Source organism: Planomonospora parontospora (assembly GCA_014647935.1).
GTDB classification, from domain to species: Bacteria; Actinomycetota; Actinomycetes; order Streptosporangiales; family Streptosporangiaceae; genus Planomonospora; species Planomonospora parontospora.
Map to the genome: position 1 here is coordinate 68,224 of BMQD01000003.1, position 25,925 is coordinate 94,148.

At 71.4% G+C, this 25,925-nt stretch carries 30 protein-coding genes and 1 tRNA gene; 18 read left to right on the forward strand and 13 right to left on the reverse strand.

Going from position 1 to position 25,925, the window contains the following annotated elements; genetic code table 11:
- Positions 1–64: 64 nt before the first annotated feature.
- Genes IEZ07_RS05655 through IEZ07_RS05665 form a run of 3 tightly spaced genes read right to left on the reverse strand, consistent with a single transcriptional unit; the run spans position 65 to position 2,068 of the window.
- Positions 65–706 (reverse strand): HAD-IA family hydrolase, encoded by a 642-nt coding sequence (locus IEZ07_RS05655; RefSeq protein WP_191893817.1) that lies wholly within the window; start codon positions 704–706, stop codon positions 65–67.
- Positions 666–1,334 (reverse strand): thymidylate synthase, encoded by a 669-nt coding sequence (locus IEZ07_RS05660; protein WP_191893818.1) that lies wholly within the window; start codon positions 1,332–1,334, stop codon positions 666–668. The genes IEZ07_RS05655 and IEZ07_RS05660 overlap by 41 nt, the downstream gene beginning before the upstream one ends.
- Before the next feature lie 50 nt (positions 1,335–1,384).
- Complete coding sequence (locus IEZ07_RS05665) at positions 1,385–2,068, reverse strand: hypothetical protein (protein WP_153054160.1); 684 nt, start codon at positions 2,066–2,068, stop codon at positions 1,385–1,387.
- 231 nt (positions 2,069–2,299) lie between these two features.
- Here IEZ07_RS05665 and IEZ07_RS05670 point away from each other — a divergent pair, with 231 nt between their 5' ends.
- The gene (locus tag IEZ07_RS05670) at positions 2,300–3,391 is read left to right on the forward strand and encodes a calcium:cation antiporter (protein ID WP_191893819.1); all 1,092 of its coding nucleotides are present in this window, start codon (positions 2,300–2,302) and stop codon (positions 3,389–3,391) included.
- 85 nt (positions 3,392–3,476) lie between these two features.
- Here IEZ07_RS05670 and IEZ07_RS05675 read toward each other — a convergent pair whose 3' ends face one another.
- The 3 genes from IEZ07_RS05675 to IEZ07_RS05685 all read right to left on the reverse strand — a co-directional run bounded on the left by IEZ07_RS05675 (position 3,477) and on the right by IEZ07_RS05685 (position 5,366).
- Positions 3,477–3,887, reverse strand: a complete 411-nt coding sequence (locus IEZ07_RS05675) for a VOC family protein (RefSeq protein WP_191893820.1) — start codon at positions 3,885–3,887, stop codon at positions 3,477–3,479.
- A 101-nt stretch (positions 3,888–3,988) separates the two neighbouring features.
- The gene (locus tag IEZ07_RS05680) at positions 3,989–5,038 is read right to left on the reverse strand and encodes a LacI family DNA-binding transcriptional regulator (protein WP_204054293.1); all 1,050 of its coding nucleotides are present in this window, start codon (positions 5,036–5,038) and stop codon (positions 3,989–3,991) included.
- A 151-nt stretch (positions 5,039–5,189) separates the two neighbouring features.
- Complete coding sequence (locus IEZ07_RS05685) at positions 5,190–5,366, reverse strand: hypothetical protein (RefSeq protein WP_191893822.1); 177 nt, start codon at positions 5,364–5,366, stop codon at positions 5,190–5,192.
- Positions 5,367–5,536: 170 nt separating this feature from the next.
- Between IEZ07_RS05685 and IEZ07_RS05690 the strand changes: the two genes are divergently transcribed.
- The 5 genes from IEZ07_RS05690 to IEZ07_RS05710 all read left to right on the forward strand — a co-directional run bounded on the left by IEZ07_RS05690 (position 5,537) and on the right by IEZ07_RS05710 (position 10,372).
- The gene (locus IEZ07_RS05690; protein WP_191893823.1) at positions 5,537–6,376 is read left to right on the forward strand and encodes an alpha/beta fold hydrolase; all 840 of its coding nucleotides are present in this window, start codon (positions 5,537–5,539) and stop codon (positions 6,374–6,376) included.
- A gap of 207 nt (positions 6,377–6,583) precedes the next feature.
- Positions 6,584–7,315 carry a phytanoyl-CoA dioxygenase family protein gene (locus IEZ07_RS05695; RefSeq protein WP_191893824.1) on the forward strand — a complete coding sequence of 244 codons (732 nt, stop codon included), beginning with the start codon at positions 6,584–6,586 and terminating at the stop codon, positions 7,313–7,315.
- Between the two features lie 183 nt (positions 7,316–7,498).
- Positions 7,499–8,221, forward strand: coding sequence for a VOC family protein (locus IEZ07_RS05700; RefSeq protein WP_191893825.1), 723 nt, complete (start codon positions 7,499–7,501; stop codon positions 8,219–8,221).
- A 178-nt stretch (positions 8,222–8,399) separates the two neighbouring features.
- A complete protein-coding gene (locus IEZ07_RS05705; protein WP_191893826.1) occupies positions 8,400–9,461 on the forward strand; it encodes an ATP-binding cassette domain-containing protein in 1,062 nt (353 codons plus the stop codon).
- Positions 9,458–10,372 carry an ABC transporter permease gene (locus tag IEZ07_RS05710; RefSeq protein WP_191893827.1) on the forward strand — a complete coding sequence of 305 codons (915 nt, stop codon included), beginning with the start codon at positions 9,458–9,460 and terminating at the stop codon, positions 10,370–10,372. Before IEZ07_RS05705 ends, IEZ07_RS05710 begins: the two co-directional genes overlap by 4 nt.
- Positions 10,373–10,391: 19 nt before the next feature.
- Here the strand turns inward: IEZ07_RS05710 and IEZ07_RS05715 are convergent, their stop codons facing one another.
- On the reverse strand, positions 10,392–13,502 hold the full coding sequence (locus tag IEZ07_RS05715; RefSeq protein WP_191893828.1) for an ATP-binding protein: 3,111 nt from the start codon (positions 13,500–13,502) through the stop codon (positions 10,392–10,394).
- A 147-nt stretch (positions 13,503–13,649) separates the two neighbouring features.
- Between IEZ07_RS05715 and IEZ07_RS05720 the strand changes: the two genes are divergently transcribed.
- Positions 13,650–14,024 carry a hypothetical protein gene (locus tag IEZ07_RS05720; protein ID WP_191893829.1) on the forward strand — a complete coding sequence of 125 codons (375 nt, stop codon included), beginning with the start codon at positions 13,650–13,652 and terminating at the stop codon, positions 14,022–14,024.
- 247 nt (positions 14,025–14,271) lie between these two features.
- Positions 14,272–14,772: a hypothetical protein gene (locus tag IEZ07_RS05725; protein ID WP_204054292.1), complete on the forward strand. Its 501-nt coding sequence runs from the start codon at positions 14,272–14,274 to the stop codon at positions 14,770–14,772.
- 141 nt (positions 14,773–14,913) lie between these two features.
- Here the strand turns inward: IEZ07_RS05725 and IEZ07_RS05730 are convergent, their stop codons facing one another.
- Entirely contained in the window at positions 14,914–15,159 is a 246-nt protein-coding gene (locus IEZ07_RS05730; RefSeq protein ID WP_191893830.1) for a hypothetical protein, read from the reverse strand.
- The gene (locus IEZ07_RS05735; protein ID WP_191893831.1) at positions 15,160–15,492 is read right to left on the reverse strand and encodes a DUF6247 family protein; all 333 of its coding nucleotides are present in this window, start codon (positions 15,490–15,492) and stop codon (positions 15,160–15,162) included. It abuts the gene before it with no gap.
- Between the two features lie 386 nt (positions 15,493–15,878).
- On the opposite strand from IEZ07_RS05735, the gene IEZ07_RS05740 reads away from it, so the two are divergent.
- The 5 genes from IEZ07_RS05740 (at position 15,879) to IEZ07_RS05760 (ending at position 17,459) form a co-directional block, all read left to right on the forward strand.
- Complete coding sequence (locus IEZ07_RS05740; protein WP_191893832.1) at positions 15,879–16,121, forward strand: hypothetical protein; 243 nt, start codon at positions 15,879–15,881, stop codon at positions 16,119–16,121.
- Positions 16,118–16,312 (forward strand): PIN domain-containing protein, encoded by a 195-nt coding sequence (locus IEZ07_RS05745; RefSeq protein WP_191894113.1) that lies wholly within the window; start codon positions 16,118–16,120, stop codon positions 16,310–16,312. The genes IEZ07_RS05740 and IEZ07_RS05745 overlap by 4 nt, the downstream gene beginning before the upstream one ends.
- Entirely contained in the window at positions 16,312–16,542 is a 231-nt protein-coding gene (locus tag IEZ07_RS05750) for a PIN domain-containing protein (RefSeq protein WP_204054291.1), read from the forward strand. Before IEZ07_RS05745 ends, IEZ07_RS05750 begins: the two co-directional genes overlap by 1 nt.
- Positions 16,543–16,809: 267 nt before the next feature.
- Positions 16,810–17,154, forward strand: coding sequence for a type II toxin-antitoxin system RelE/ParE family toxin (locus IEZ07_RS05755; RefSeq protein ID WP_191893834.1), 345 nt, complete (start codon positions 16,810–16,812; stop codon positions 17,152–17,154).
- Between the two features lie 5 nt (positions 17,155–17,159).
- Positions 17,160–17,459, forward strand: coding sequence for a helix-turn-helix domain-containing protein (locus IEZ07_RS05760; protein WP_191893835.1), 300 nt, complete (start codon positions 17,160–17,162; stop codon positions 17,457–17,459).
- Positions 17,460–17,558: 99 nt separating this feature from the next.
- Here IEZ07_RS05760 and IEZ07_RS05765 read toward each other — a convergent pair.
- Positions 17,559–17,632, reverse strand: a tRNA-Gly gene (locus tag IEZ07_RS05765).
- A 112-nt stretch (positions 17,633–17,744) separates the two neighbouring features.
- Between IEZ07_RS05765 and dcd the strand changes: the two genes are divergently transcribed.
- Positions 17,745–18,320: a dCTP deaminase gene (gene dcd, locus IEZ07_RS05770; protein WP_068896379.1), complete on the forward strand. Its 576-nt coding sequence runs from the start codon at positions 17,745–17,747 to the stop codon at positions 18,318–18,320.
- On the opposite strand, the gene IEZ07_RS05775 is transcribed toward dcd, so the two are convergent.
- Positions 18,205–19,530, reverse strand: coding sequence for an MFS transporter (locus IEZ07_RS05775; protein ID WP_191893836.1), 1,326 nt, complete (start codon positions 19,528–19,530; stop codon positions 18,205–18,207). The two genes, dcd and IEZ07_RS05775, sit on opposite strands and share 116 nt — an antisense overlap.
- Before the next feature lie 273 nt (positions 19,531–19,803).
- On the opposite strand from IEZ07_RS05775, the gene IEZ07_RS05780 reads away from it, so the two are divergent.
- Both IEZ07_RS05780 and IEZ07_RS05785 read left to right on the forward strand, forming a co-directional pair.
- A complete protein-coding gene (locus tag IEZ07_RS05780; protein ID WP_068896381.1) occupies positions 19,804–20,421 on the forward strand; it encodes a DUF47 domain-containing protein in 618 nt (205 codons plus the stop codon).
- Positions 20,422–21,426 carry an inorganic phosphate transporter gene (locus tag IEZ07_RS05785; RefSeq protein WP_191893837.1) on the forward strand — a complete coding sequence of 335 codons (1,005 nt, stop codon included), beginning with the start codon at positions 20,422–20,424 and terminating at the stop codon, positions 21,424–21,426.
- A 138-nt stretch (positions 21,427–21,564) separates the two neighbouring features.
- Here IEZ07_RS05785 and mshD read toward each other — a convergent pair whose 3' ends face one another.
- On the reverse strand, positions 21,565–22,488 hold the full coding sequence (mshD, locus tag IEZ07_RS05790) for a mycothiol synthase (protein WP_191893838.1): 924 nt from the start codon (positions 22,486–22,488) through the stop codon (positions 21,565–21,567).
- A gap of 131 nt (positions 22,489–22,619) precedes the next feature.
- Between mshD and IEZ07_RS05795 the strand changes: the two genes are divergently transcribed.
- The gene (locus IEZ07_RS05795; RefSeq protein ID WP_191893839.1) at positions 22,620–24,413 is read left to right on the forward strand and encodes a bifunctional metallophosphatase/5'-nucleotidase; all 1,794 of its coding nucleotides are present in this window, start codon (positions 22,620–22,622) and stop codon (positions 24,411–24,413) included.
- Positions 24,414–24,644: 231 nt separating this feature from the next.
- Here the strand turns inward: IEZ07_RS05795 and IEZ07_RS05800 are convergent, their stop codons facing one another.
- Positions 24,645–25,358, reverse strand: coding sequence for a winged helix-turn-helix domain-containing protein (locus tag IEZ07_RS05800; RefSeq protein WP_191893840.1), 714 nt, complete (start codon positions 25,356–25,358; stop codon positions 24,645–24,647).
- A 274-nt stretch (positions 25,359–25,632) separates the two neighbouring features.
- Here IEZ07_RS05800 and IEZ07_RS05805 point away from each other — a divergent pair, with 274 nt between their 5' ends.
- Positions 25,633–25,884 carry a MoaD/ThiS family protein gene (locus tag IEZ07_RS05805; RefSeq protein ID WP_191893841.1) on the forward strand — a complete coding sequence of 84 codons (252 nt, stop codon included), beginning with the start codon at positions 25,633–25,635 and terminating at the stop codon, positions 25,882–25,884.
- The last annotated feature ends 41 nt before the right edge of the window (positions 25,885–25,925 follow it).

The window sequence follows — 25,925 nt, forward strand, 5'->3', positions numbered from 1 at the left end:
AGGATGGCGGGGTCCGGGGGGCGCCGGGGTCCGCAGGATGGCGAGGCACGGGAGGGGGCGAGATTCACAAGGCGGCGAGGTGCGGGACGGTCAGGCGCACCGGGACGCCCGGGACGGGTGCGGCGCCGGTCCGGTCGACCCAGCAGAAGTCCACCCCCGCCTCCCGCGCGCAGCCGCCGTCGCTCACCGGGGAGTCGCCGACCATCAGAGCCTCGTCGGGCTTGGCCTCCAGCAGGGAGAGCGCGTGGTGCAGCAGCGCGCCGTCGGGTTTGCGCAGACCCACCTCGGGCGCGATCACCACGTGCTCGAAGAACCGGTGGATCCGGGTACGGCGGAGCTTGACCCGCTGGACGCGGGCGATGCCGTCGGTCACCAGCGCCAGCCGGAAGCGCCGCGACAGCCGCCGCAGGGCACCGTACGCCTCCGGGAACAGCACGGTCCCGCGGCCGAGGGCCTCCTCGAACGCGGCGGCCACCCCGGGACCGGCGCCCAGCCGGGCCCAGCGCTCCAGGCGCAGCTCGGACAGGTCCATCCGGCGCTCGCGGTAGGCGGCCCAGAGGGGTTGGTTGGCCGCGTGGAAGGCACGCAGGAACGCCGGCAGGTCCCGCAGGTCCGGCAGGCCGCTCGGACCGGCCGGGCCGCCGCGGAAGAAGCGGCGGTGGACCTCACGGAGTGCGCAGTCCTCCGTCCGGGCGTAGTCGACCACGGTCCCGTCCAGATCGACCAGCAGGACCTGGTAACGCCTCTCCCTCGCCGAGCCCATCGCGCTCCGAACGCCCGAGGATCTCCTCGACCGCCGCCGCGTCGGCGACATAGATGTGAGGAACGTCGACGAAGACCCTCATTGACCCACGACCCACCCCGAGGTCGTCGGCGACCTCGTTCTGGATACTACGCAGGGGCACGTAGTTCAGGTAGCAGGTGAGCGCGTTCTGCGACCGGAACGTCGCGGTCATCGCCAGCCGCCCCTCCCGGATCCGGAAGGCCAGGCTGGTCAGGCAGGGCACGGCGTCCGGCCGCTCGCCCGGCACGGTCAGCGAGATCCACCCGCTCTTGCTGTACGGCCGCGCGCGCAGCAGCCCGGTGACCCAGCCGAGCTGGTCCACGCCCTGCAGGCCGCGGATCCTGCCGCCGTAGCTGTACTTGAACGGCGGCACCACCGTGACCTCGCTGAACTTGCTGGAGTACAGGGTGATCTTCCCGGGGTCGCCGTGCGACCTCAGGACCGGGTCGTCCCAGCCGAGCTCGGCGATCTCGAACAGCACGGCCGGCGCTTCGATGATCGGGCCCCGGTCGTCCTCGGCGGGCCCGCCCTCGTTCCATACGTGGCGCATCAGCCACAGCCAGGTCTCCCCACAAGACGCGAATCGGAGGAGGTCTGCCATCAGGTCTCCACGTTGGGGAAATGGAAGGGGTTCTGCGGGAGCCGGCGCTGGCGGGAGACGTTGGAGCGCACGTAGTAGACGAGGTAGTGGACCAGCGCGAGCAGCATGATGATCAGCACCAGCAGGGTCGGGGTGGGTTCGGCCCCGGCCAGGCCGAGTGCGCCGACCGCGATGTAGGCGGAGTTGACCAGGGCCAGCATCATCACGTTGATGCCCGGCCAGGCCAGGGGGGCGTAGGTCTCCGGGTAGCGCGGGTCGACCGGCAGGTTGGGGGACCAGCCGAGGCCGGAGAAGTGGTCCTTCAGCTGCACGACGTACAGCAGCCGGAAGTTGTTGATCGCCCGCGCGGTGCGCATGTGGGCGTTCACCGCCTCGATCAGCCGGAGGAAGGGCACCACGCTCAGCAGCCCGAAGGCGGTGACGGTCGCGAACAGGTACCACGGCACGGTGGCCCAGGAGGTGAGCGCGAGCGGGTTGACGACCTTCGCGCTCGCGAGCGCCACCGCCGCGGCGAAGGGCGCGGAGAGCAGGCTCATGGAGAGCCGGGTCATCTTGATGCGTTCGTCTTTCGCCGCCAGGTAGACGTGATAAGTCCCGGTGAAATCCACCGAGACGAGCTGGAGGAAGTCCTTGGCGTCCACGGGCAGCTCGTCGAGGCTCTGGGGCAGGGATTCCGCGCTCATGCGCGGCAGCATCTTGCGCATCGGGACCTCGGCTTCAAGCGCAGTGAACAGACCCGGTAAGGAAATTTTGACGCACTTGTCAGCTGGGTGCGCGCCTTTTCCCTATTTATCTCCAATAACTTTGCCAAGGTCACCGGCTTGCGGCGGGAATTATGGAGAACCGGTCTGGCCGGGGCCTTCCGGGCGGGCGCATCCGTCATGGACCGCATCCGGCCGGGAAGGATAAGGCGCATGATCCGCCTGCCCGCCGTCGACTGGACCGTCGTCGTCCCGCTGTTCGCCGTCGTGACCCTGGCCTTCACCTGGGGCCGGGGCCTGTCGGTTCTCGGGGCGGTGGTCACCGGGGTCTTCCTGGCGGGCGGGGTGCTGGCGGCCGTGCACCACGCCGAAGTGATCGCGCACCGGGTGGGGGAGCCGTTCGGCTCGCTCATCCTGGCGGTGGCGGTGACGGTGATCGAGGTGGCGCTGATCGTCAGCCTGATGGCGTCCGGCGGCCCGGAGACGTCCTCCCTGGCCCGGGACACCGTCTTCGCCGCGGTGATGATCACCTGCAACGGCATCGTCGGCCTCTCGCTGCTGGTCGCGGCGGTGCGCCGGAAGGTGGCGGTGTTCAACGCCGAGGGCACGGGCGGCGCGCTCGCCACCGTGGCGACGCTCGCCGCGCTGAGCCTGGTGCTGCCGAGGTTCACCACGAGCACGCCGGGACCGGTCTTCTCGGCGCCCCAGCTGGGCTTCGCCGCGGTGGCCTCGCTCGGGCTGTACGGATTGTTCGTGGTCACGCAGACGATCCGGCACCGCGACTACTTCCTGCCGGTCGCGGCCGACGGCTCGCTCATCGCCGACCACCAGCACGCCGCCCCGCCCACGACCCGGCAGGCCGTGGCGAGTCTCGGCCTGCTGATGGTCGCCCTCGTCGCCGTCGTCGGGCTGGCGAAGGTGGAGTCCCCGGTGATCGAGTCGGCGGTCACGGCCGCGCGGCTGCCGCAGGCGGTGGTGGGCGTCGTGATCGCGCTGCTGGTGCTGCTGCCCGAGACCATCGCCGCGGTGCGGGCCGCCCGCAGGGACCGGGTCCAGATCAGCCTCAACCTCGCGCTGGGCTCGGCGATGGCCAGCATCGGGCTGACCATCCCGACCATCGCCGTCGCGTCGTTCTGGCTCGACGGGCCGCTGCTGCTCGGTCTCGACGCCACGCACATGGTCCTGCTGGGCCTCACGGTCGCGGTGGGGACCCTCACCGTGGTCCCCGGACGGGCGACCCTGCTGCAGGGCGGGGTCCACCTCGCCTTGCTCGCCTGCTACCTGTTCCTCGCCGTCAGCCCGTGACCCGGCACCGTCTCCCGTGCCCGGCGCCGTCAGCCCGTTCTCCCGTCCGGCGCAGGCCGTCCGGCGCCGGGCGCGGGAGGCGGGGTCAGCCGCCGAGCCGCTGGGAGAAGCGCACCGCGTTTCCGGAGGGGTCGCGGAAGGCGCAGTCGCGGACGCCGTAGGGCTGGTCGATCGGTTCCTGCAGCACCTCGGCGCCCGATGCCCGGATCTTCTCGAACGTGGTGTCGCAGTCGTCGGTGAGGAAGATGAGGGTGGACAGCGAGCCCTTGGCCAGCAACGCCCGGAGCGCCTCCCCGTCCGCGGGCCCCCGTCCCATCTCCGGCACCTCCAGCACGATCTCGAGGCCGGGCTGGGAGGCCGGGCCGACGGCCAGCCAGCGGTACTCGTCGAACGGCATGTCGGCGCGCACCTCGAAGCCGAGGACGTCGCGGTAGAAGGCCAGGGCCTGGTCCTGGTCGTGGACCTGGACGAAGGTGTGGGAGAGCTTGAGATCCATGCCCGCAACGCTACTCAACCGGTGCGGCCGGAGGCTTCTCCGATCCTGACCGGTCGCGTGACGGCCTTTCGGGCGGCGGACCGGCCGCGAGCGAGCGGTGGTCAGGCCGGGGGAGGGGCGGTGCTGTCCCGCACGACCAGTTCGGTGGGGAGCAGGACGCGCTGCGGCGTGGCGGGTTCGCCGGTCCGGGCCGCCGCGATCGCCGCGGTGAGCGCGGCGGCCGCGGCCCGGCCCTTCGCCTCGACGTCCTGGCGCACGGTGGTCAGCGTCGGCCGGACCTGTACGGCCAGCGGGTTGTCGTCGAAACCGGCCACCGACAGCTCCTCCGGGACGCGGATGCCCAGGTCGGCGGCGACCTGGAGGACGCCGTAGGCGACCGCGTCGGAGAAGCAGAGGATCGCGGTGGGACGGTCCGGGCGGTCCAGCAGCAGCCGGGCGCCCGTCTTCGCCTGCTCCAGGGTGATCCCGGTCTGCCGGGCGATCAGCGGTCTGACGCCCGCGGCGCCGAGCGCGTCGAGCCAGCCGAGCAGCCGCTGCTTCGACGCGTGCCCGTCGATCGCGACGTCCTCGGGGGTGACGATCCCGTGCGGGCCGTGCAGGCCGGACATCAGCAGCCCGATCTCCCGGTGGCCCAGGTCGACGAGGTGCCGGGCGGCGGCACGGGCGCCGGACCGGTCGTCCACGTTGACGCTGGAGACGCCGTCGACGGGATCCTGGTCGACGTAGACCAGGGGCAGCCGGCGGCGGAAGAGGTATTCGACCGCCGTCGACGTCGGATCGCAGGAGTAGACCAGCGCGCCGTCCATCGCGACGTCCCGCGCCGGGATGACGTCGCCGCGGTCGGACGAGGTCAGCAGGGTGATGGCCAGGCCGGTCGGCCCGAGCTCCTCGGCGATCGCGCCGAGGAAGCCGGTGGCGACCAGGTCGGTGAAGGCGAAGCGCAGCGACGAGGTCAGCAGGACCCCGACGGCGCCGGTGGTGCCCTTGGCCAGGGCCCGCGCCGCCGGGTCCGGACCGACGTAACCGAGTTCCCGCGCGGCGGAGAGGATCCGCTCGCGCAGTGCGGCGGAGAGCTGGTCCGGCTTGGAGAACGCGTTCGACACCGTCATCCGGCTCACGCCGAGGTGGTCGGCGATCGTCTGCAACGTCACCCGTGGCGCCATGTCACCGCCGATTCAGCCCGATCGGTTGCCGTTCGCCACCGGCGGCCGCGAGTGCGACCGCCGGCCGGGACCGGCGCCGGCCGCGGTGCGGGGCGCCGGTGGCCATTGACATCGCCAGGCTAACAGGCGGGGAGGCGGGTCAGGTCGGCGCGATCACCCGGGCGGCGTGGACCAGGCCGTCGGCCAGGGCCTTGCGGACCCTCCGGACGCGCCGCGGGCGCTCGACGTGCGGGACGACCGGCGCACCGGGAAGGGCGCTGGCGTACTCGTGGGTGACGCCGTTGACGGCGAGGACGAAGGCGGCGGGCATCTCCACGGTGGTTCCCCTCTTCTCCCGATTTCTCTATACCGGTAAAGTAAACGCTTCTTCTGTACCGGTCAAGAGATTTTTCTGTAGCGGTACAGAATCCACTGCGGCCGGCCGCCGCCTCCCGGGCGTCGTCGGCCTCGTTGTGGTGGAACCGCGGCGCTGAGAGGATCTTCGCCATGCCTGTCTTCTCCGCATATGACGGAACCGATCTCGCCTACCACGTGTTCGGAGAGGGCGCCCCGGTGATCTGCCTGCCGGGCGGCCCGATGCAGGACTCCGCCTACCTCGGCGAGCTCGGCGGCCTGTCCGCGCACCGCCGGCTGATCATGATGGACCCCCGGGGCACCGGCCGGTCCGCGACGCCGGAGGACGCCGCCTCCTACCGCTGCGACCGGCTGGTCGGCGACGTCGAGGCCCTGCGCGCACACCTCGGCCTCGACCGGCTGGACCTGCTCGCGCACTCCGCCGGCGCGAACCTCGCGGTGCTGTACGCCGCCCGGCATCCTGAACGCGTCGGCAGGCTCGCTCTGATCACTCCGAGCACCTTCGCCGTCGGCATCGCCGCCACCGGGGAGTCACGGCTCGAGGTCGCGCGGCTCCGCGGGGACGAGCCCTGGTTCGGGCCCGCCTTCGCGGCCCTCGAGGCCGTCATGGCCGGGGACGCCACCGAAGCGGACCGCAAGGCGATCGATCCCTTCTTCCACGGGCGGTGGGACGCGGCGGCGCAGGCCCACCAGGCGGCCCAGGACGGCCGCCGGAACAGGGAGGCGGCGGCGGTCTTCGGCGCCGAGGGCGCGTACGACCCGGACGCCACGCGCACGGCGCTCGCCGCGTTCGGCGCGCCGGTGCTGCTGCTCGCCGGAGAGGTCGACCTGAACACGCCTCCAGGAGTCGCGGCCGAGTTCGCCGGGCTGTTCCCGGACGCCGAGTTCGTCGTGCAACCGGAGGCGGGCCACTTCCCGTGGCTCGACGACGCCGACCGGTTCGTGGCGACGGTCGCGAGGTTCCTGGGGTGAACGCCCGCCGGCGCCGGGCGGGTGGCCGGGATCGGTGACCCGGCTGCCCGGTCCGGGCGGCGCCGGCCGGCCGATCGGGTGGCATCGGCTGCCCGGCCCGGGTGACATCGGGTGACCCCGACCGCCCGATCGGGGGGACTCGGGCCGGCCGGTCCGGGTGGCGCCTTCGCGGAAAAACGGGTGGACGCGGTCGTTAGCGTGTCGGGTATGGCTATCGTCGATATCGATCGGTTCGTCGCCGACGGGTTCGTCAAGCTGGAGGCCGCCGCTCCCCGCGAGGTCGCCGACGCCGCCAGGGCACTGCTGTGGCAGCAGATCGGCCTGTCACCGCAGGACCCCGCCGGCTGGAAAGAGCCGGTGGTGTGGGCCTCGGACCTCACCGGCGAAGGGCCTTTCGGGGAGATCATGGGCAGTGCGCGGCTCGCCGGGGCACTGGACGAGATCTGCGGGCCGGGCGGCTGGGGGCCTCGCGGCGCGCTCGGCATGGTGCCGGTGCGGTTCCCGCGTCTGGATCCCGCCGACGACCGGGGATGGCACATCGACGCCAACGCCGCCCAGCCGGACGGCACCTACCTGTGCAGCGGGAGCCCGGAGACGATGCTGCTGCTGACCCTGCTGTCGGACGTCGGTCCCGACGACGCGCCGACCCGCATCCGCGTCGGGTCGCACCGGGACGCGGCCGCGGTGCTGGCGGGCCGCGTGCTCGACCCGTTCGAGGCCGGGCCGCTGGTGGACGCGGCCAGTTCCCACCGCCCGCTGGCCTACGCGACGGGCCGGCCGGGCGACATGTACCTGGTGCATCCCTTCACCGTCCACGCCGCCGACGAGCACCGCGGCGACGAGCCGAGGTTCATGGCCCAGGCGCCCGTCTTCCTGGCCGAGCCGGTGTCCCCGGAGGGGAGCGGCGCACTGGCCCGGGCCATCGCCGATGGTGTCTGAAACCGGGCCGTCGCGGGTGGTGCCTGAACCGGGCCTCCGTGCGCGGTACGGATGACGCGGGTCGACATGACCGGGTGCAGCCCCTCCTCGCGTGACGGATGCCGGGCGCCTGCCGTTCCTCCGCGGGCGGGGAGGGCGGGCCCCGCGTGACCCTGGACCGATGGATCGGAGATCGGAGCGGAATTGACCTGCCACCTCGTCGCACTCTGTGTCGACGCGTACGATCCACTCCGTCTCGCGCGGTTCTGGGCCGGTGTTCTGGGCTGGGAGACGGCGGGCGGCCTCCGGGACGGCGTCGCGCTCCTGCCGGTCGACGACACCGGGTTCCGGATCCGGTTCCTGCCGACCCGGGAGCGGAAGGCCGGCCAGAACCGGATGCACTTCGACCTGACGAGCACGTCCCCGGAGGACCAGCGGCGGACGGTGGCGAGGTCGCTCGGGCTCGGCGCCCGGCACATCGACATCGGCCAGCGTCCGGAGGAGGGGCATGTCGTGCTCGCGGACCCCGAAGGCAACGAGTTCTGCGTCATCGGGCCGGGCAACGCCTTCCTCGCCGACTGCGGATTCGTCGGAGCGCTCGCGTGCGACGGTTCGCAGGAGGTCGGATACTTCTGGAGCGAGGCGCTGGGCTGGCCGTTGGTCTGGGACCAGGACCAGGAGACCGCGATCCGCTCGCCGTACGGCGGTCCGAAGATCACTTGGGGCGGTCCGCCGCTGATGCCGAAGACCGGTAAGAACCGGCTGCACTTCGACCTCGCTCCACCCGCCGGTGGCGACCGGGAAACGGAGGTCGACCGTCTCGTCGCCCTGGGGGCGACGCGCGTCGGCGCCGGTCGGGGCGGGACCGACCGGGTGGTCATGGCCGATCCCGACGGCAACGAGTTCTGCGTGCTGACCCCGCGATAGCGGGAACGGCCCCCGGCCCGTCCCGGATCCGGACGGGGCGCCGCGGCGGAGAGGGGCACCGGAGCCGGTGAAACCGGCGGGCCCGGGGGCGAAACCGGTGTGAAGCCGTGACGAAGCCGATGGCGTGGAGGCTCTCCTCGGACGCCGGGAGATACCCGGCGGAGAGAGGAGACGCGTCATGGCGGACCCCAGCGCCGTCCGGGCCGACGACCTGGTCAAGGGCCTCAGCGCCGTCCGGGCCGACGGCCTGGTCAAGGTCTTCGGAGACGTCCGGGCCGTGGACGGAGTCGACCTCCACGTACGGCAGGGCGAGATCTTCGGGGTCCTGGGCCCCAACGGAGCGGGCAAGACCACCACGCTCCGGATGCTCGCCACCCTGCTCCCGATCGACGGCGGCCGCGCGGAGATCTTCGGCGTCGACGTCCGCCGGGACCCCCACCGCATCCGGCAGCTGGTGGGCGTCACCGGCCAGTACGCCTCGGTGGACGAGGACCTGACCGCCCGGGAGAACCTCTGGCTGTTCGCCCGCCTGCAGGGCCTGGCCGGTGCCCGGGCCAGGACGGTCGCCGGTGACCTGCTCGAACGCTTCGGCCTGCAGGAGGCGGCCGACCGTCCCCTGTCCCAGTTCAGCGGCGGCATGCGCCGCCGCCTGGACCTCGCGTCGAGCCTGATCACCCGCCCGCCCCTGATCTTCCTGGACGAGCCCACGACAGGTCTCGACCCGAGGACCCGGGGCCAGATGTGGGACACCATCCGCGAGCTGGTCACCGACGGCTCCACCATCCTCCTCACCACCCAGTACCTGGACGAGGCCGACCAGCTGGCCGACCGCGTGGCCGTGATCGACCGGGGCCGAAAGGTCGCCGAGGACACCCCCGACGCCCTGAAGACCCAGGTCGGCGACTCGACCCTGCAACTCCGCCTCGCGGACGGCTCCGACACAGCCCTGGCCGCGGACGTCGTCCGGCGGCTGCTGGGCGAGGACCCGGTCCTGACCCCGGAGTCAGGACGCATGAACGTCCCCCTCCCCGACCCGGACCGGGCCGCGGACGTCCTGATCGGCCTGCGGGAGGCGGGCCTCGGCATCTCCTCGGTCAGCGTGGCCAAGCCGACGCTGGACGAGGTCTTCCTGGCGCTGACCGGCCACGGCGCCGACGACGAACCCGGGACGGACGACGAATCCCGGACGGACGACGAATCCCGGACGGACGACGAATCCCGGATGGAGGCGGCCCGATGACCACCCCGAGCACTGTGACCCCGACGACCCCGACGACCCCGACGACCCCGACGACCCCGACGACCCCGGCGAGCCCGTTGACCCCGACCGCCCCCGCCCCCCGGCGCATCGACCCGTCCGCCGCGGTCACCGGCACCACGCCCCGCAACTCGTTCCGGGAGACCTGGGTCCAGACCATGGCGATGGCGTGGCGCGCCCTGAAGAAGATGCGCCGCAAGCCCGAGCAGTTCTTCGACGTCCTCATCCAGCCCCTGCTGTTCACCGCGATGTTCGCGTTCATCTTCGGCGGCGCGATCTCCGGCAGCGTGGCGGACTACCTCCCGGTGCTGATCCCCGGCATCCTCGCCCAGACGGCCCTCACCGTCTGCATGGCGACGGGCGTGCAGTTGCGCGAGGACATGGACAAGGGGGTCTTCGACAGGTTCAAGTCCCTGCCGATCGCCCGGATCGCCCCCCTGGCCGGCCCGATGGTCGCCGACCTGATCCGGTACGGCATCGCGTCGGTGCTGACGCTCGTCACCGGCCTGGCCATCGGCTACCGCCCCGGCGGCGGCGTGCTCGGCTGCGTCGGCGGCGTCGCCCTCACCGTGTTCGCGGGCTGGTCGCTGGCATGGATCTTCACCTGGCTGGGCACGGTGGCGCGCTCGGCGCAGAGCGTCCAGGGCATCTCAATGATGATCATGTTCCCGCTCACGTTCCTGTCCAACGCCTTCGTCCCCGCCGAGACGCTGCCCGGCTGGCTGCAGGCGTTCGTGAAGGTCAACCCGGTCTCGCACGTCGTCTCCGCGGTGCGCGACCTGTTCAACGACGGGGCCGTGACGGCCGAGGTCGGCTGGGCGGTCATCGGCTGCGTGGTCGTCATCGCGGTCTTCGCCCCGCTGGCGGTCCGCTCGTACTCCCGCAAGATGTGACCGCAGGCCGCGGCCGGCGTCAGAGCACCCGCTCCAGTACGGCGCGGGCCTCGGTCAGCAGGTCGGGGCCGCGCCGCTCGCCGTACTCGGCCCCGATCCGGGACATGACGCCGGGGGCGAGGCGCTCGGCGTGCGCGGACAGCACCGGCCACTGCATCGTCGGGGTGAACCGGTTGTAGGCGAACCGGTCGGCGAGCACCAGCAGCCGGACCGCGTCCCCGGCGGGCACCGCCTCCTTCAGCAGGCCCCAGACGCCCAGTCCGGCGAGCACCATCCCCACCACCGGGTAGTCCCTGAACGCGTGGTCCGGGCCGAGCACGATCAGGGCCTTGGTCCGCAGCGACTCGAACAGGTCCGCGCCGTCGTCGCCCTCGCCGTACTGCGCGAACGCCGAGAGCGCGAAGACCTCGCCCACGACGGCCCAGGGTGTGAAACCGTTCGGAGCGTGCGGGACGCGCAGGTCCCGGAGCAGCTCGGCGGCCTCGCGGTGCCGTCGCAGCCCTTCGGCGATGTCGCCGTCGACGAGGGCCAGCTGGGCTCTGGCCACGGCGACCGACAGGACCTCGCCGTGGGTGCTCCGGGAGGCGAGCGCCTCCAGGTCGTCGATCATCCGCGCGGCCTCGTCGCGGCGGCCCTCGGCGAGCGCCGCCATGGCGAGGGCGGCGCGGATCTGGACGGCGTCCTCCACCGCGCCGAGGCGTTCGAGCACCGGGAGCGCCTCGGCGGCGTGCCCGGCGGCGGGGGCGAAGTCGCCGGAGTTCGCGTACAGGCCGGCCAGCTGGGTGTGCAGGGCCGCCCGGCTCCAGGGACCGCCGTCCTCGTCGGTGAGCTCGAGGGCGGTCAGGGTCGCCTCGATCGCACCGGCCGGGTCACCGGCGTTCTCCCGGCCGTGGCTCAGGAAATGCAGCGCGATCCCGCGGACCAGAGGGTCGGGATCGCAGGTCAGCCCTTCGATACCCGCACCGGGGTCCGCCATCATGGTGAGCATCACCGTCACCAGCGCCCGGACGGCCGGATTCGCCGAGTCGGAGCCCAGCCCTGACAGCATCCGCGCGAGCGTCTCGGCCTCCTCGAAGGAGAAGACGACGGTGTTGAACAGCGCGATGCTCAGGACCACCCGGGTCCGGTCGAGGAGCCGGGGCGGCGGCGTCCAGCCGGTCAGGGCGGCGACGACGGCCGGGGTGAGGACGATGCTGCGCGGATGGTCCCCGCGGATCGTCCAGTAGCCGCCCAGCGCGGCGAACAGCACCACCACCGCTTCCGGATCGGAATCGGCGAGGACCTCGCGCAGGATGTCGCCGAGGTTCGTCTCCTCCGCCCGCAGCCGGTCCATCGCGTCGATCTGCTCCGGCGAGTACAGCCGGACGCCGTGCCGGTCGGCGTAGCCGACGGCCCACGCGCGCACGGCGGCCCGCGCCCCGTCGGCCTCGCCGGCCTCCTCCAGCCGCATCCGGCCGAACTCGCGCACCGTCTCCAGCATGCGGTACCGGACGCCGTCGGCCGTCTCCACGACGGTGAGCAGGGACTGCTCCACGAGCTCGGTGACGCCGCCGAGGGCGCCGTCGCCGAGCACCTCCTCCGCCGCGTCGAGGGCGAAGCCGTCCGGGAAGGCCGAGAGGCGGCGCAGGGCTCGGCGCTCGGGCCCGCCGAGCAGGTTCCAGGACCAGTCGATCACCGCAAGCAGCGTCTGGTGCCGCGAGGGGGCGCTCCGGTCACCGCCGCGCAGCAGCGCGAACCTGTCCTCCAGCCGGCGGGCGATCTCCGCCGGCGACATCACCCGCACCTTCGCGGCGGCCAGTTCGATCGCGAGCGGCAGGCCGTCCAGGCGGGTCACGACGGCACGCACGTCGTCCTCGCCGAGGCGCACGCCGGGCCGGGCCGCGGTCGCGCGGTCGCGGAACAGCTCGACGGCGTCACCGGTCCCCAGCTGGGGGAGCGGATAGACGCGCTCGGCGGCGATCGCCAGCGGCGCGCGGGTCGTGGTGAGGACGCGCAGCTCCCGCGTGGTCGCGGCCAGATAGGCGACCAGGTCGGCGACCGCCTCCACCAGATGCTCGCAGTTGTCGAGCACCAGCAGGGCGGGGGCCAGGTCGAGCTGCCGGGCGATCCGGGCGCGGACGTCGGAGAGCTGCCGCGGGGTGAGCGCGCGGCGTCCGGTCACCGAGTCGCGGACGCCGAGCGCCGACCCGACCTCGCCGACCAGGTCCTCGGGCGCGGTCACGCCGACCAGCTCGACGAAGTGCACCACGGGCTGCGGTGCCTCGCGGGCGACGGCATGCGCGAGGCGGGTCTTGCCGAGCCCGCCCGGGCCGAGGATCGAGACCACCCGGGACGCGCCGAGCAGCGCCCGCACCCGCCGGAGGTCGTCGTCGCGGCCGAGCAGCGGGGTCGTGTCGAACCGCACGCCGGCGCGCACGGGGCTGTCGAGCGCCAGCAGCTCGCGGTGGATCCGCCGCAGCTCCGGTCCGGCGTCGGCACCGATCCGGTCGCGCAGATCCGACCGGTAGCGCTCGAAGCGGTCCAGCGCGGCGCCCGTCCCGCGCACCGCCGCCTCGCTGCGCAGGAGGTCGGCGAGCAGCCCCTCGTCCTCGGGACGGACGCGCACGGCCTCCTCGAGTCCGGGCAGGGCGGAGCCGTGATCGCCGCCCCGGCTCCGGGCCCGGGCGAGCACGATCCGCGCGGACGCCAGGTCGCGCTCCGCGCGGCGGCGCACCTCGGCCAGCGGGCCGTCCCCCTCGGGGGGCAGCGTTCCGGCGCCCAGCGCGAGCGCCTCCTCCGCCGCCGCGGCCGCCGCGGCCGGATCCTCGGCGAGCAGCGCCCGCGCCCGGTCCGCCAGACCGTGCAGCAGGGCGGCGTCGACCCGGTCGGGCGGAACTCCGAGCCGGTAGCCGCCACCTTCCGTGACCAGCGCCTCCGGTCCCACGACCGACCTGGTCCGGGAGACCAGGACCTGCAGCGCCTTCGCCGGATTGGCCGGTTCGTCGTCCCCCCACACCTCCGCCACGAGCCGGTCCGCGTTCACGGTCCGGCAGGTGAGCGCGAGGGCGGCGAGCAGCGCCTGAGCCCTGTCGCCGACCACCGGCCGCCCCCGCCACCGCACACCGTCGAGCAGGCTCAGGGCGATCGGCATGGCCCAAGTCTAGGCTCCGCCGAGCCGTCCGCCCGGCCCGCGAGCACGCCGGCGTCATGGCGAGGACGATCACCGCCGAACGGCCGGCGGTCGAGCCGCGCCCACGGCGGAACCGGCGTCCGGGCCGCCGGAATCGCACGTGAGCTGGTGCGCGCGCCCGTCAACTTCTGGGCGGGCAAGGCGGACGTGCAGATCGTGCTGACCGTCCAGGGTTCCACTCTTCTCGAAGTGGAGAAGGAGGGAGCACGTGTGGCGACGGCGAAGGACAGGGAGGCCGTCGTCGAGAAGATCCTCCAGGCGGTGGACGCCGAGAAGATCTATTACGAGGACGGTGCCTTCGCGGCGAAGGTCCGGGCCTCCTACTGCCCTGATCGGCTGTGCGGGTTCGATCCCGACCCGGCTGACCAGGAGAGCCTCTATGTCAGAAGTGATGATCCCGGTGCGGTCGAGAAGCTGAGCAGCGCACTGGGCTACACGCCGGGCGTGGATTTCGTTTTCCCGGTCCGTCCTGACGTGTCGTGACCGGCACGGGCCGGGGGAGAACGGCCGACTGATCCGCCGGCCGGGGAAGTCCCTGTTCGCGGTCCGTGACGCATTCCCATGGCGCCACGGAAACCATGGCCGTCGCCCTCGGCGCCGACCACGGCCAGGCTCGCCTCCTCGGTGACACCGGTGGAAGCGAGATTTCCGACCACTCGGCCGGTCCTCGTCACCCTGTGTGCCGGCACGCTGATGGCACGGCGATCCGGTGTTCCGGCATGATGATCGGGTGAGTGCCGGCAGTGTGAGGATCGGCGACCGGTTCCGGGATCCGCTCGTTCGGGTGGACCGGTTCGCGGACGACGTCCTGGTGCGTTGTCCCGCTTGCGATGGTTGTGCGGTTGTGCTGGGGAATCTCGGTGGCCCTGAACATGCGCCGAAGACCGGCTCCGGGGCGCTGGGGGTCCGCCGGCGGCTCCGGTGCGGGGCATGCGGATCGTCCAAGGACGAGTTCACCTCGGTGTCCCTGACGGGCGGGCCGGTCGACCCCTTCTTCCGGCTTCCGCTGTGGCTGCAGGCCGACTGTCGCGGCCATGTCCTGTGGGCCTACAACGTTCGGCACCTTGATCTGCTGGAGTCCTACGTCGCGGCCCGGTTGAGGGAACGACGCGCGGTGCCGGGTTCGATGAGCATGCTGGCTCGACTTCCGAAATGGTTGAAGTCGGCCAAGAACCGTGACGAGGTGTTGCGGGCCGTGAACAGGATGCGGGCGTCACTTCCCCGTTCGTGACGGTCCGGTGACGCACTCGCCCGCCGACCTCCTCGGCGCCCCAGCGCCCCGCCGGAGGCGCCGGGTTTCCCGCAGAGGATGTTCGGAGCAAGCTCACCCTGTGAGGTGGGAGCGGGGTGGTCGAGCCCGGATGTGAAGCCGTTACGGCCATTCGATTCGGATGAGGTAGACCTCGCGTTGTTCGCCCAGCGCGATGTACGTCGCGAGACCCCGTTCGCCGAAGGCGTGGGTGAGCATGTTCGCCTTGGGGTCGGCGGGATTGTACGGTCGTCCGCTCCACGGCGCGATCTCCAGGAGGACGAGCGGTTCCGCGAGCGGACGCAGGGCTTCCTCGGGGAGTTCGGTGGTCCGTTCCTCGGCGATCGGGCCGAGCAGGACCTGGTACACCTACAACTCGATTCCGCGCTCCGTCAGAACCTCACGCCACGGTCTGCCCCGGCGGGATGGCTCGCCGGCGATGATCTGCTCGGCCCTGGCGTGCATCCGGCGGCGTCCTTCGGGGTCCTTCGCCGAGTCGCACGCGGAGATCCACCAGCGGTGGACGAAGGCGTTCAGCATGCTGAGATCCAGGCTGACCCGGACTTCGTCGAGTACGGCTCCGAGCCCGGCGTCGAATGCTTCGCGGTCTTGAGACGTGACCAGAGCGGCGCGGATGGCACGCAGGTTCTTCTCCGGCGCCGGTGGGATGGAAGCGGGGAAGTCCTGTGGCTGCGTGGTCATGTGGCGGCTCCTCCCGCTGGCCATGAGCTTACAGAGGAGAGGCGGAGAGATCCCCGGCTTCACCATGCCGGCGGTGAACTTCCGGGGAGGCGGCTCGCAGGCTCCAGGAACGATCAATGCCCGGGTCGGGAATCTCTTCCTGACCCGGGCCTCGGTGCGTGGAGCGGGTGACGGGAATCGAACCCGCGCTGTCAGCTTGGGGACCGGTTACCGACCCCCTGCTGAACTGCGAAAAAAGGGGTGCAGGTCGGCGTGGGCCGGTTGATCGCGAGCCCTCGTGAGTGATCATGGTTCCCCGCCGGTTCTGGCACGGATCTGGCGTGTGATGAGGGCCCTGCCTAGGCGTCTACTGCGGATGGCGGGACCACCGTCGTAGACTCGTACCCATGAGCGCCGGACATGCGCATGAGGAGCTTCATCACCTGGTGGATCGGCTATCGCCGACCCAGGCGCGTCGTCTTCTGCGGTTGGTGAGTGCTGATCCCGAGCTGGCGGAGGCTGCCGAAGCGACATCTGAACCGGTCCGGCATCGCAGACTGTCGATCGCTGGGATCGGTGCGTCTGGCGAAGGCGATCTGTCGGAACGGGTCGAAGATCTTCTGACAGAGCGGTTCAATCGGTCGGTGTGACCGCCACGCTTCTGGACACCGGCCCTCTGATCGCCGTCGTCGACCGAGATGACAAGCACCACGCCTCATGTGTACGTCTCTTGGAGGAACTGGAGGGGCCGCTGCTGCTGCCCTCGACGGTTCTCATCGAAGCCGGTTGGACGATCAACAAGCACATGGGGCGGCCGTACACGCCCAGTTCCTTGACCTAGTGACGGAAGAGTTCGAGTTGGTCGATCTCTGCCCTGCTGACGTGCGGCGTATGGCCGAACTCGTCCGGTTCTACAGGGACGCGCGTCTTGATCCGGCGGATGTGTCTGTCGTCGCCATCGCTGAGCGGTTGGATGTCACGCAGATCGCGACGCTCGATCGCCGAGACTTCGCTCTGATCCGGCCCCGGCACATTCCGGCGTTCAGGCTGCTGCCAGCCGTACTCGCTTGAGAGATTTTGGAGCGGGTGACGGGAATCGAACCCGCGCTGTCAGCTTGGGAAGTGCGTCGATCATGCCTCGGAGGAGGCCTGGGCTGGGCGTTCGGCCGGTCGTGAGTGACCGTGGTTGACCTCTCGTCACCCTGTCTAATGGCACGCTAATGGCACGGCGATCACATTCGTGATCACAGATGCTTCCAGGGATAGGGCTGATCGCTGGAGAAGCCCGGTTTCACGTTCTCGGGACGAGGTTCTTGCTCTCGCTATAACGTCCGTGTTATGAACTGGGGAGAGGTGGAGCTGGAGCCGGAGGTCGATGAGTGGTTCGACACGCTTGATCAGGAGGACCAGGAGACTGCGGCGTTCTACGTCGATCTGCTGGCCGAGCGTGGTGTCCTGCTCGACGAGCCCTACACCCGGCAACTTCGCGGCAAGCTGCGAGAACTGCGGTTCCATCTGCACCGGGAGGCGGTACGGATCACCTACTGGATCGCTCCGGGGAGGCGGATCATCATGCTGACGGTGTTCCGTAAGCAGCGGATGAGGGAGTCCGCCGAGATCGAGCGTGCGTGGCGGGCCATGCGGCGGTGCATCGCCGAGGCCCACACCGCGGATGAGGAGTGAGCGGCATGGGAGAGCGCAGGGCCTGGGCGGACAAGAAGGCCGAGATCATGAGCCGCCCTGGTGCGGGAGCGGCATACGAGGCGGCCAGGATCCGGTTCGAGCTGGGTGAGGCGGTGCGGTTGCGGCGTGAGCAGCTCGGGCTGACCCAGGCCGATCTGGCCGAGCGTACAGGGCTGAAGCAGCCGGCGGTGGCGCGGTTCGAGGCGGGCGGGACGATGCCCACCATCCCGATGCTGGAGCGGCTGGCGGAGGCTCTGGAAATGCGGCTGAGCGTCCAGTTCCAGCCGCTGCAGGAGGCGAGCTGATTTCACCGGAGCGGCGTTCGGCCTCGCACGGTGCCGAAGCGGCTCAGGAACGATCAAGGCCCGGGTCTGGAATTGTTTCCTGACCTGGGCCTTCACTCTTGGAGCGGGTGACGGGAATCGAACCCGCGCTGTCAGCTTGGGAAGCTGATGTTCTGCCATTGAACTACACCCGCAGCGGCGTGCCGCGCCAACCACTGTAGCGGAAACTCCGGCCACTCTGGACCCTCCACGGGCCCGAGTTTCTCGGCTTATCCGGACCGGGCGAGCGTTGGTAGGTTGCCTCACGTGCTGCTTTCCGATCGTGACATCCTCGCCGAGATCGAGTCCGGACGGGTCGGACTCGATCCCTTCCAGCCGGAGATGGTCCAGCCGTCCAGCGTCGACGTGCGGCTGGACCGTTACTTCAGGGTCTTCGAGAACCACCGCTACCCGCACATCGACCCCGCGGCGGAGCAGTCCGACCTGACCCGCATGGTCGAGCCCGAGGGGGACGAACCGTTCATCCTGCACCCGGGGGAGTTCGTCCTGGCCAGCACCTACGAGGTCATCACCCTGCCGGACGACATCGCCTCCCGTCTGGAGGGCAAGAGCTCCCTGGGCAGGCTCGGCCTGCTCACGCACTCCACGGCCGGTTTCATCGACCCGGGGTTCAGCGGGCACGTGACGCTGGAGCTGTCCAATGTCGCGACGCTGCCGATCAAGCTCTGGCCGGGGATGAAGATCGGCCAGTTGTGCATGTTCCGGCTCAGCTCGCCGGCGATGCATCCCTACGGTTCCGAGAAGTACGGTTCCCGCTACCAGGGCCAGCGGGGCCCGACTCCGAGCCGCTCCCACCTGAACTTCCACCGGACCCGGATCTGACGCCGGCCTCGCCGTCCGGATCGGGCCCGCCGCCGGGGGCGGGTTCGCCGCCAGGGCCGCGCCGGCCTCCGCCGGAGCCGCGCTCGCCGTCGAAGAGGGGCAGCCCCGGGACGAGCAGGGCGAGGAGCGGCAGGAGGGCGGTGGCGGCGCTGACGGTCAGGAAGAGGTCGGGGCCCAGCGACTCCGAGAGCGGCACCGCCAGCGCCAGGCCGAACGGGCTCATGCTCAGTGCCGCCATCCACTCCAGGGAGGCCACGCGGGCCTGCCGGTCGGACCGGACGGTGCGCAGCATGCCGATGATCCACTCGATGGCGGAGATCTCCAGGCCGATCCCGGCCAGCAGGTAGCAGGCGAACACCCAGCCCGGCACGATCGGCTCCATCAGGGCCAGGGGCACGAGGCCGTACGGCAGGAGCCCGGCCATGGCGACGAGGCCGGGGCGCCGGGGCGACAGGCGCATGGCGGCGACCGCGCCGATCAGGCCGCCGAGCGAGAGCGCCGCCAGGGTGAGGCCGTACATCCCGTCCAGCGGGGACCGGTACGGCGACGCGGTGGTGACCGGGAGCAGCACCTGGGCGGGGGCCACGATGAAGGTCTGGTGCAGTGCCGTGACGGAGATCACAACGGCCATCCAGGGGCGGCGGGAGACCTCGGCGACGCCTTCGCGGATCTCGACGGAGACCGGGAGCCGGAGCTCGTGGGCGGCGGGGGGTTCGTGGACCCGGCGGAGCAGCAGGGCGCTGGCCGCGAAGCCCGCCACCGCGAACCAGAGCGCCGCCCGCGGGCCCAGGACGGTGACCGTCAGGGCGCCGACGACGGAACCGGTGACGGCGCCGATCCGCCAGGACGCGCTGGTCAGGCCGACGCCGGTGCGGTGCAGGCCCGTCGGGAGCACGGAGGCGAGGCAGGCCTGGAAGGCGGGCCGGAAGAAGGCCTCGGTGCCGCCGGCGAGGAAGACGGCGGTGCCGAGCACGGCGGGCGCGGGGGAGGGCCAGAGGGCCACGGCGGCGACGATCAGCAGCAGGACGCACTGGGAGACCGCCATCACGGACTTGCGGGGCAGCCGGTCGGCCCAGACGCCGCCGAAGACGGCGAAGGCCACCAGGGCCACCAGGCGCCCGGCGAGCACCACTCCGACGGCCGAGCCGTCCGGGTCGCCGGCGAGGAGTGCGGTCACCACGGCGATGGGGAAGACGTGGTCCGAGGCCACCGAAGCGGTCAGACTCCACCAGAGCAGACGAAACGGGCGCTCTCGCCATACGTCGCGGGCCCCCATGTGCTATCAGTATTCGCCATAAGATGGTCAAAGACCAGCAAAACGGTCGGCGGAAAGATGCCGCCAAAGCTCACCGATCCGCGTGTCGCTGCGCATACAGGGGGTAGCGACAGGGAGAAGAGTGGGCCTCTAGCGGGTGAAGTTCGCATTTCCGCTGGTAACCCTTACTCTTCTCTGCGGACCATCCCCGCACATCTGGAGATCGACGTGCGCCTGCGTCTCACACCTAGTGAGGACAGCTACTACGACTTGTTCGCCGACTCGGCGAACAACCTCGTCACAGCGTCCCGGCTGCTGGTAGAGATCATTAGTGAAGGATCGGACAGGGAGGCCCTGGCCGAGAAGATGCGCGCGTGTGAGCACGCGGGTGACGAGCGCACCCACGCGATCATGAACCGCCTCAACGAGAGCTTCATCACGCCCTTCGACCGCGAGGACATCTACCGTCTCGCGGCCAACCTGGACGACGTGATGGACTTCATGGAGGCCGCCGCGGACCTCATCGTCCTCTACCAGATCGACCACCTTCCCAAGGAGGTCGTCGGGCAGGTCGAGGTCCTGGAGCGCGCCGCCGAGCTGACCGCCGAGGCCATGCCGCGGCTGCGCTCGATGCGCAACCTGAACGAGTACTGGATCGAGGTCAACCGCCTGGAGAACCAGGCCGACCAGGTCTACCGCCGCCTGCTGGCCAAGCTCTTCAGCGGTGAGTACGACGCGCTCACCGTCATGAAGATGAAGGAAGTCATCGACCAGCTGGAGGGCGCCGCCGACGCCTTCGAGCACGTGGCGAACACGATCGAGTCGATCGCGGTCAAGGAAAGCTAAGTGGACCTCTCGCTCGCCCTGGTCATCGGGGTGGTGGTCGTGGCGCTGATCTTCGACTACACCAACGGCTTCCACGACGCCGCGAACGCGATCGCGACCTCGGTCTCGACCCGCGCGCTGACTCCGAGGGCCGCACTGTTCATGGCCGCGGCGATGAACTTCCTGGGCGCCCACCTCGGCACCCAGGTGGCGTCGACCGTCGGCAAGGGCATCATCGACGCCCCCCAGGGGTCACACGGCCTGGTGATCGTGTGCGCCGGGCTGATCGGCGCGATCACCTGGAACATGGTCACCTGGTACTTCGGGTTGCCCTCCTCCAGCAGCCACGCGCTGATCGGCGGACTGATCGGTTCGGCGCTCGCCTCGACCAGCGTCATCCACTGGGACGGGGTGGTGGACAAGGTCGTCATCCCGATGATCCTCTCCCCGCTGGTCGGCTTCACGCTGGCCGGCGCCATCATGATCGGGATCCTGTGGGCCTTCCGGCGGGCCCACCCGGGCAGGGCCAACCGCGGCTTCCGGCACGCCCAGACGCTCTCGGCGGCGGCCATGGCCCTCGGCCACGGCCTGCAGGACGCGCAGAAGACCATGGGTGTGATCTTCCTGGCGCTCGTGGTCGGCGGCCACGTCCAGGAGAACGACCCGATCCCGCAGTGGGTCATCCTGGCCGCCGCCACGGCGATCTCGCTGGGCACCTACGCGGGGGGCTGGCGGATCATGCGCACCCTCGGCCGCCGGATCATCGCCCTGGACCCCCCGCAGGGGTTCGCGGCCGAGGCGGCCGCCTCGACCGTCCTGTACGGCGCGGCGATCGGCTTCGGCGCGCCGATCTCCACCACCCACACCATCACCAGCGCCATCATGGGCGTGGGCGCGACCAAGCGCCTGTCGGCCGTGCGCTGGGGCGTGGCGGGCAACATCGTGACCGCCTGGATCCTCACGATCCCGGCCGCCGCGCTGGTGGCCGCGCTGTCGTACTACGCGCTGCACTGGATGGTCGAGTAGCCGTCCGGTGAGCGGGGCGCCGGCCGCCCGGGGGAGACCCCGGGCGGCCGGCGCCTTCTCATGCCGGGCCCGCTCCGTTTCCCGGGCCCGCTCCGCTTCCCGCGACCCCTCCGCTTTCCGGGCCCCCTCCGAGGCCGGTCACCTCCGGTACATCACGTCGGTGTCCCAGCGGGTGAAGCCCAGCCCCTGGTAGAGGCGGACCGCCCAGGCGTTGTCCTCGTCGACGTAGAGCAGCACCTCGGCCAGGCCGCGCGAGCGCAGGTGCTCCAGGCCCGCCAGGGTCAGCGACCGGCCCAGCCCGGCGCCCTGCTCGGCCGGGTCCACCCCGACCACGTAGACCTCGCCGATCGGCTCGTCGCCCCGTCCGCCGCCGGTGTCGTGCACCTTCGTCCAGTGGAAGCCCGCCAGCCGCTCGCCGCGCACCGCGAGGAAGAAGCCCGCCGGGTCGAACCACGGCTCCTGCTCACGCAGCCTCAGGTCGTCCAGCGTCCAGGAACCCTGCTCCGGGTGGTGGGCGAACGCCAGGGCGTTCAGCGCCACCCAGGCCTCGCCGTCGGCCGCCGGGTCGAAGGTGCGCAGCCTTACGCCGTCGGGGAGCGTGAAACCGGGGAGGGGGGCCGCGTGCGGGCCGGAGAGCGGGCGCCGCATCTGCCACAGCGACCGGACCTTCACCAGGCCCAGCGACCTCGCCAGCGCCTCCGCCCCCGGGTGGCCGCCGTGCGCCCAGACCCGGACCGCCTTCCTGTTCCGGTCCCGGTCCTGGACGCACCGGAACAGGAGGCTGCCGTGGCCCCGCCGCCGGAAGGCCGGATGGATCACCAGCTCGGCGCTCGGGCCCTCGGCGGGGTCCGACAGGTCCACGTGCGCGTAGCCCGCGAGGTCGCCTCCGGCGTACAGGAGCGCGGCCTCCGCGTGCTCGCCGCCGCCGCGGCGCAGTTGCAGCATCGCGTGCTCGTTGAGGGGGCGGACCCCGTCGGCCTCCGTGGCGGCCGCGACCAGCGCGAGCACGGCGGCCACCTCCCGCTCGTCGAGTCGTTCCCGGTGTTCCACACGCACGTCCATGTCCTGGACTCTAGAACCCCTCCGGGCCACCGAGATCGCCGGGGACTGGCAAAAGACGCCATCTCCCGGCCAGATGAATCGTTACCTTGCGGACATTCGATGCATAGATAACGGCTCTAGTGTCGTGTTTCATGATGTCCCGTTCCTTCCAGCGGTTGGCCATGGCCGGCGTCCTCGCCTCCGCCGGCCTCGTGCTCGTGACGGGACCGGCCGAGGCGGGCAACAAGCCCGCCAAGACGGTGCCGGTCCGCCTCCTGTCCCTCAACGACTTCCACGGCCACCTGGAGCCCCCGACCGGGTCCTCGGGCCGGATGGTCGACGAGACCGGCGCCACGGTCGACGCCGGCGGCGCGGCCTACGCGGCCACCCACCTCAAGCAGCTCACCGACAAGAACACGCTGAAGGTCGCCCAGGGCGACCTGATCGGCGCCACCCCGCTGATCTCCGCGGCCTTCCACGACGAGCCGTCGGTCGAGTTCCTCGGCAAGGTGGGCGTCACCACCTCGGCGGTGGGCAACCACGAGTTCGACGAGGGCTACGCCGAGCTCCGGCGCATCATGAAGGGCGGCTGCCACCCGGTGGACGGCTGCTCGCCCGCCGGCACCTGGAAGGGCGCCGAGTACGACTACATCGGCGCCAACGTGATCCTCAAGCGGGGCGGCACCGGCGCCGAGAAGGACGCGCTCGCCGCGCTCGGCGGGAACGGCTCCTCGCTCCGCAGCCTGCTGCGGCAGTACGGCGTCCCGGCGCTGCCCCCCGTCTCCATCCGCTGGATGAACGGCGTGCCGATCGGCTTCATCGGCCTGGTCACCAAGACCACCCCGAACATCGTCACCGCCGAGGGCATCAAGGACCTGGAGTTCGTCGACGAGGTCAAGGCCGCGAACGTCGCCTCCAGGCTGCTCAAGCTGGTCGGCGTCAAGGCGCAGGTCGTGCTGGTGCACGAGGGCGACCAGGTCACCGCGGGCCAGTCGCCCGACGCGTGCAGCGCCCAGCCCGGCGCGGGCAACCGCATCGCCACCCAGGTGGACGCCGAGATCGACATGATCCTCAGCGGCCACTCGCACCAGGCGTACCTGTGCACGGTCGCCGACCCGAAGGGCAACCAGCGCCTCTACAGCCAGGGCGGCTCGTTCGGCCGGGTGATCACCAAGGTCGACTTCCGGGTCGACGTCCGCACCCGTGACGTGGTCCGCTCCTCCGTGGCCGCCGACAACCAGGTCGTGACCCGGACGGTCACCCCCGACCCGGAGATCTCCGCGTTCGTCCAGACCTGGAAGGACCGCGTCGCCACGGTCGCGAACAAGCCGATCGGGAAGATCACCGCGGACATCACGAACACGGCCGCGCCCTCCGGCGAGTCCCCGCTGGGCAACCTCATCGCCGACGGCCAGCTGGCCGCCGCGAGGACCGGCGGCAACGCCCAGATCGCGCTGATGAACCCGGGCGGCGTCCGGGCGAGCCTCACCTACCCGAGCTCCCCCGCGGGCGAGGGCGACGGCGTCGTGACCTACGGCGAGGCCTTCACGGTCCAGCCGTTCAACAACCTCCTGCAGGTGGTCACCCTCACCGGCGCCCAGCTCAAGACGCTCCTGGAGCAGCAGTTCCCCGGCGGCCCCAACAACCAGGCCTTCACCAAGATCCTGCAGCCGTCGTCGAACCTGACCTACTCCTACAGCGCGAGCGCGGCGTGGGGCTCGAAGGTCTCCGACATCAAGATCGACGGGGTCGCCGTGACGGACACCCAGACGATCCGGGTCGCCGCCAACAACTTCCTCGTCGGCGGCGGTGACGCCTTCGCCGCCTTCACGCAGGGCACCGACGTGTGGAGCGGCCCGCTCGACATCGACGCGTTCGCCGCCTACTTCGCGGCGAACCCGGTGATCGCGCCGCCGACCCCGAACCACATCACGGTCCTGCCGTAGGGGAGCGCGACGGCCCGAACGAGAGAAGGGGCCCGCCGGACCGTCCGGCGGGCCCCTTCCCGCGTCCGCCTCCGGCGGCCGGGTCGTACGGGACGGGTGGTACGGCGGGCGGGGTGGTACGGCGGGCCTCGCGGACTCCGCGGCGGAGGTCCGTAGCGGGGACCGGCTCGACGGTTGAGGTCCGCGGCAGGGACCGGCTCGGCGGCAGGGGCCGCGGCGGGGACCGCCGGCTCAGTGGTGGGCCGGCTCGCGCTCCTCGGCGGCCTCGCCGCCGCGCTCGGGGACGAACCGGTAGCCGACGTTGCGGACCGTTCCGATCAGCGATTCGTACTCGGCGCCGAGCTTGGCGCGCAGCCGCCGGACGTGGACGTCCACGGTCCGGGTGCCGCCGAAGTAGTCGTAGCCCCAGACCTCCTGGAGCAGCTGGGCCCGGGTGAAGACCCGGCCGGGATGCTGCGCGAGGTACTTCAGGAGCTCGAACTCCTTGAAGGTCAGGTCCAGCGCCCGGCCGCGGAGCCGGGCGGTGTAGGTGGCCTCGTCGATCGAGAGGTCGCCGCTGCGGATCTCGTCCGGGACCTCCTCGGCGGCGGACAGGTTCATCCGGCCCACGGCCATCCGGAGGCGGGCCTCGACCTCGGCGGGCCCGGCGCTGTCGAGGATGACGTCGTCGGCTCCCCACTCGGCGGTCATCGCGGCCAGGCCGCCCTCGGTGACGATCACCAGGAGGGGGCAGTCGAGGCCGGTGGTGCGCAGCAGCCGGCACAGGCTCTTGGCCTGGACCAGCTCGCGGCGCGCGTCCACCAGCACGGCGTCGGCGGGCGCCGCGTCGAGCAGCGCGGACGCCTCGGCGGGCGCGACCCGGACCGAGTGCAGCAGCAGACCCAGGGCCGGAAGCACCTCGGCCGACGGCTGCAGGGCATTGGTAAGAAGCAGGAGGTTGCTCACGTGCACTCCTTCGCCGGGCTCATTGGCAGGCTCTCGTGCGGGGCGCGCTCGGCCGGCTCGTCCACGATCGCCTCCTTCCCGCGTCTTGCCGGCGGTAGCCGTACGAAAACACGTAGGGACCCGGGGGCTACGTCGCCCAGGTCCCGTAGTAGGCGAGGATATCCGAGAAGGGTCGGGCGTCCAGCGGACGTCCACCTGATGAACACGTGTTTCCCCGGTGGATTCGCCGTAATCAGATGTTGACCGAGCGTATGCCGGAAGGGGTGGTCGTCGGATGGCCAGGGGCAGGATCCGCTACTGGGCGGCGGCGAAGGACGCGGCGGGCGTCGCGGAGGAGTCCTTCGAGGCCGCGGACCTGGCGGAGCTGGTGGTGAAGGTCACAGCGGGGAGGGAGGCGCTGGCCGTCGTGGTGCGCCGGTCGTCCTTCCTGGTGGACGGGAACCCGGTGGGCGCCCGGGCGCACGAGACGATCGTGCTCCCGGACGACGCGACGGTCGAGGTGCTGCCGCCCTTTGCCGGCGGCTGACGCGAGGCCCGGGCGGCACACGGTCCCCGGGCACGGTCCGA